Below are 3,794 nucleotides of genomic sequence, written 5' to 3'. Positions count from 1 at the left end.
ACTTTCATTAATTACCGGAGTATTCACAACTATAATGTGAGTGCGAAGGCTGGAACAAAGCGCGCCATAGGCATTAAGCCGGATGAATGTCAATTCTTTCCTGTTGATGCGCCTGGTGTCTTCCAAAAAACCTTTGCTCCTGGTGAAAGCTTGGATTTTGCCAACACGGTTGGAAAACCTCTCTACACCATGTTGATCGTTGATAACGACCGTAATGCATGGGTAAAACCGGAGGTCTACAGCTATCCGCTTTACATTTGCACACGCCCTGAAATGCTGTTTAAAGCAGTGATTGGAGCGAAATAACATGCGGTGGAACGGGCTGCTAAACCAAATGGTTAAAGACGTGTGTAACACCTTTGGGCAGCCCGTCATCTACACCAGAAAAGACAATCAACAATCGTTTCGGATTACAGCGATTTACACCATTAAACATTCGGAATCGGAAGCTGGAGGCAGAATCCCCACGACAATCGCAAAAAAGGAACTTGATGTTTGTATCAATGATATCGGGGGAATACCACCAAAACCTCAAGATAGTATTGTGATCATCTCACCTGAAAATAACAAAGCCCCCTCTTCTCAAGAACACTTCACTGTTACAGATGTCCAAGCTTCAGAATCCGGTATGTATAAGCTTATCTTGCGGGAGCTAAAGTAAAGATACGCTTATTTATTTTAAAAAGGTAAAGTCACCCCTTGACAATATGGCAACAATGTGTCTATTGTTGAACTAGGTGCCTGAAAAACACCGAACGATAAGCGGATGGATTACCGAAATAATCTCCTCCCGCCGAAATTTAAAAACTTTGACTCATCACATGCTTTGTAGCATATAGTGGTTTTGTCGGGTGTGGTTACACTATACAATACCTTTGCGGGGAAAGTGTAACGACGGACTTATCGCCGTGTTTTTCAGCGCCCGGCACTCTCTTTAGAGTGTCAATGAAAAACATCTAACGATAAGGAGTTCTCATGAACACTCTTATAGAAATTAAAGGAAGTGCTACTAATGGTGCTACCACTCAGACTATGTCTAGCATTGAAATTGCGGGAGTATGTAGTAAGAAGCATAAAAATGTTATGCGAGACATTAAACAAATATTTAGCGAGCTCAAATTTGAGCCGGCTAAGTTTTTAAGCAGTTATATTGATGAACAAGGAAAAACACGCCCTTGTTATAATTTACCCAAGCGCGAATGTTTAATTCTCGTATCTGGTTACAGTACTGCTTTACGTGCTAAAATCATTGACCGTTGGCAAGAATTGGAAAAGCAAGTAGCAACACCACAAGTTGACTACTCTAAACCCGAAGCATTACTTGGTGTCTTGAATCACTTACAAAGCCAAATAGAGCAGAAAGATCATGTTATCGCTGAATTAGCACCAAAAGCAAAAGCACTTGATGGTTTAAAGCGTTCTGATGGGTTGTTCGGTTTGATAGAAGCAGCAAAGATGTTGGAAGTAAGACCAAAGGACTTAACCGATTACTTTTATAAAAACATTACATTGCCACTTGACATTGTGGCGACAATGTGAATAATCGAATCAGGTGCCTAAGAAACACTTTAAATACACAGCGGATAGATTGCCGAAACAATCTCTTCTCCGCCAATTAAAAACTTTGACTCGTTATATGTTACACGCATATAATGGTTTTGTCGGGTGTGGCTGTGCCATAAAATACCCTTTTGGGAAAAGCATAGCGACGGACTGTGTACCGTGTTTCTTAGCACCCGGCATTCCTCTGGAATGTCAATAAGAAACTTCTAACTACACAGGAGTTCATCATGAACACACTTATAGAAATTAGAGAAAACACTGCTAATAGTGTTAGCACTCAGACTATGTCTAGTCGTGAGATTGCTGAATTATGTGGTAAAGAACATCGGAATGTTATGCGGGATATTCGGCAAATACTCACTGAGCTCAAAATTGAGCTGAGTGATTTTTCAGGATTATATAAAGATTCCACAGGTCGTACCCTTCCTTGCTACAATCTTCCCAAACGTGAGTGTTTAATTCTTGTTTCGGGTTACAGCACTGCTTTACGAGCAAAGATTATTGACCGCTGGCAAGAATTGGAAAGACAAGTAACAACACCACAAGTTGACTATTCGAAACCTGAGGCATTACTTGGTGTTTTGAATCACCTACAAAGTCAAATTGAGCAGAAAGATCATGTTATTGCTGAATTAGCACCAAAAGCAAAAGCTTTGGATGGTTTAAAGCGTTCTGATGGTTTGTTCGGTCTTATCGAAGCAGCGAAAATGCTTGAAGTACGACCAAAGGACTTAACCGATTACTTGCGTAAACATGACTGGGTGTATCGACGGGCTCCAGGGACGCCTCTGTTGCCTTATCAGGATAAGATCAAGAAAGGCTTTATGGACTGCCCTGCTATCACCATTCAAAGACCAGATGGAACAGAAAAGGTGCTGCCTTCAACGAAAATCACATCCAGAGGATTGGCATGTTTGAGAGAACAAATCTTTGGGGGTGTGCAATGAATAGCAGTGTCGATTTTTTGTGCGATTTATGGATGGCATTGTTTAAGCTTTCTAATCATCGAGGCATTGGAGATGAGGACTGCAATGCTATAGTTGAGGTAATGGAATCGGTCGTAGATGCTCTGGTTTTAAAGCTTCAAGATGACGTGCCCAATATTACAAAAATCTTGGCAATTTTGACAGATTTTGGAGCTTCAGAACTTCCACATCGTATGGATTCTTTGTTGCGAACTTATGAACCAAATTTAGACAACCCCATTAAAAAGGTTGCTTAATTAAAAAAATAGAACTCCCCTCCCCGTTCTTAAGATGGGGAGTGGTCAAGAGACTTCTTTAGGTAAGAATTCGAAATGAATAGGCTTAAAACCAGTTAAGTCATAATCTGTAAGATCTGCAGTATCGACAAAGTTTTCTGCTTCTTTATCCGTCTTAAAAACGGGCATTTGTTTTAATTTAGAGGTTTTCATAAAAATTAAATTTCTTTTGATGTGTATAGAATTTTAAAAGATTCAAAGTTTAGAAGAAATGTATCTGTTTAAACTCACACCATTTTCAGCGGCTTGTATTGCAAGTTTTCTATGGAGTTCTGGTGGTATTCTTAATTGAAACTTACCACTGTATTTACCATGTGACAAAGGCACAGGAACTTCNCCTTTTAAAGCTTTCTCTGCTTGAGCATCTAACCATGAAAGGGATGGGAATTCTGCACACAATCCGACATATTCCTCATCTTCTTGCGACCACAAAACACGATATGTATAATGATTATTGTTCATGTTTCATCCTTTCTATCGCTTGTAAGACTTGTTTGACTTGATAAGCTTTTGCTTTGTTACCAGAATCTTTTTGAATATTCACACGAGGATCACCAAGCCACGGTGTTTTAAAAACAAAGTGGCTTGTACCATTGTTCCGCGGTTCTCCAAAGAAATAGACACATACAGCCAACAAATCTGAAAACTTGATGTTCTTTGGTGACACTTTCATCAAGCTGATTATTTTTTCAACTTTATTGTTCATAATCAATAATAGTATCATTATTAATCCTAGTCAATCATTTTATACACTTAATTGGACAGGAGCCCCCATGCATCCGAGAGAGACGATAAGGGAAAGTTTTGTTGCTTTGATAAAGGCAGCAAAGACGGCAGCTGGTGACAATGTTTTCAATATGCGTGATTTCAACTTTTCCGTTGAGAACACGCCTGCAATTAATATCTCAACACAAAGTGAAACGATTGAAGATGGCTATGATTATGGAATAAGGCGGCGTGTTTTAACGCT

Annotated in this window: 7 protein-coding genes and 2 pseudogenes; 6 read left to right on the top strand and 3 right to left on the bottom strand. The window is 39.6% G+C overall.

Annotated features, from left to right (window positions below):
* The 5 genes and pseudogenes from ACFIK4_RS00920 to ACFIK4_RS00900 form a co-directional block, all read left to right on the top strand.
* Positions 1 to 306 (top strand): major capsid protein (locus tag ACFIK4_RS00920; protein WP_375674596.1); only part of this gene is annotated, 306 nt, incomplete at its 5' end.
* A gap of 1 nt (position 307) precedes the next feature.
* The gene (locus ACFIK4_RS00915) at positions 308 to 661 is read left to right on the top strand and encodes a hypothetical protein (protein WP_375674594.1); all 354 of its coding nucleotides are present in this window, start codon (positions 308 to 310) and stop codon (positions 659 to 661) included.
* Positions 662 to 975: 314 nt separating this feature from the next.
* Positions 976 to 1,503 (top strand): annotated as a pseudogene (locus tag ACFIK4_RS00910) (Rha family transcriptional regulator); the annotation flags it as partial.
* 287 nt (positions 1,504 to 1,790) lie between these two features.
* The gene (locus ACFIK4_RS00905) at positions 1,791 to 2,510 is read left to right on the top strand and encodes a Rha family transcriptional regulator (protein WP_375674592.1); all 720 of its coding nucleotides are present in this window, start codon (positions 1,791 to 1,793) and stop codon (positions 2,508 to 2,510) included.
* Positions 2,507 to 2,785: a hypothetical protein gene (locus ACFIK4_RS00900; RefSeq protein ID WP_006589100.1), complete on the top strand. Its 279-nt coding sequence runs from the start codon at positions 2,507 to 2,509 to the stop codon at positions 2,783 to 2,785. Before ACFIK4_RS00905 ends, ACFIK4_RS00900 begins: the two co-directional genes overlap by 4 nt.
* A gap of 45 nt (positions 2,786 to 2,830) precedes the next feature.
* On the opposite strand, the gene ACFIK4_RS00895 is transcribed toward ACFIK4_RS00900, so the two are convergent.
* The 3 genes from ACFIK4_RS00895 to ACFIK4_RS00885 form a co-directional block, all read right to left on the bottom strand.
* Positions 2,831 to 2,977 (bottom strand): CopG family antitoxin, encoded by a 147-nt coding sequence (locus ACFIK4_RS00895; RefSeq protein ID WP_375674590.1) that lies wholly within the window; start codon positions 2,975 to 2,977, stop codon positions 2,831 to 2,833.
* Positions 2,978 to 3,019: 42 nt separating this feature from the next.
* Entirely contained in the window at positions 3,020 to 3,286 is a 267-nt protein-coding gene (locus ACFIK4_RS00890; RefSeq protein WP_375674588.1) for a type II toxin-antitoxin system HicB family antitoxin, read from the bottom strand.
* On the bottom strand, positions 3,276 to 3,548 hold the full coding sequence (locus tag ACFIK4_RS00885) for a toxin HicA (protein WP_375674586.1): 273 nt from the start codon (positions 3,546 to 3,548) through the stop codon (positions 3,276 to 3,278). Before ACFIK4_RS00885 ends, ACFIK4_RS00890 begins: the two co-directional genes overlap by 11 nt.
* A gap of 49 nt (positions 3,549 to 3,597) precedes the next feature.
* Here ACFIK4_RS00885 and ACFIK4_RS00880 point away from each other — a divergent pair.
* Positions 3,598 to 3,794: pseudogene (locus tag ACFIK4_RS00880) on the top strand (hypothetical protein); the annotation flags it as partial.

Origin of the sequence: Bartonella sp. AP9QHHD (assembly GCF_042195625.1) — a bacterium.
Taxonomy (GTDB): Bacteria; Pseudomonadota; Alphaproteobacteria; order Rhizobiales; family Rhizobiaceae; genus Bartonella.
The sequence above is the reverse complement of the archived record's forward strand: the minus strand, read 5'-3'. Positions and strand labels throughout refer to the sequence as shown.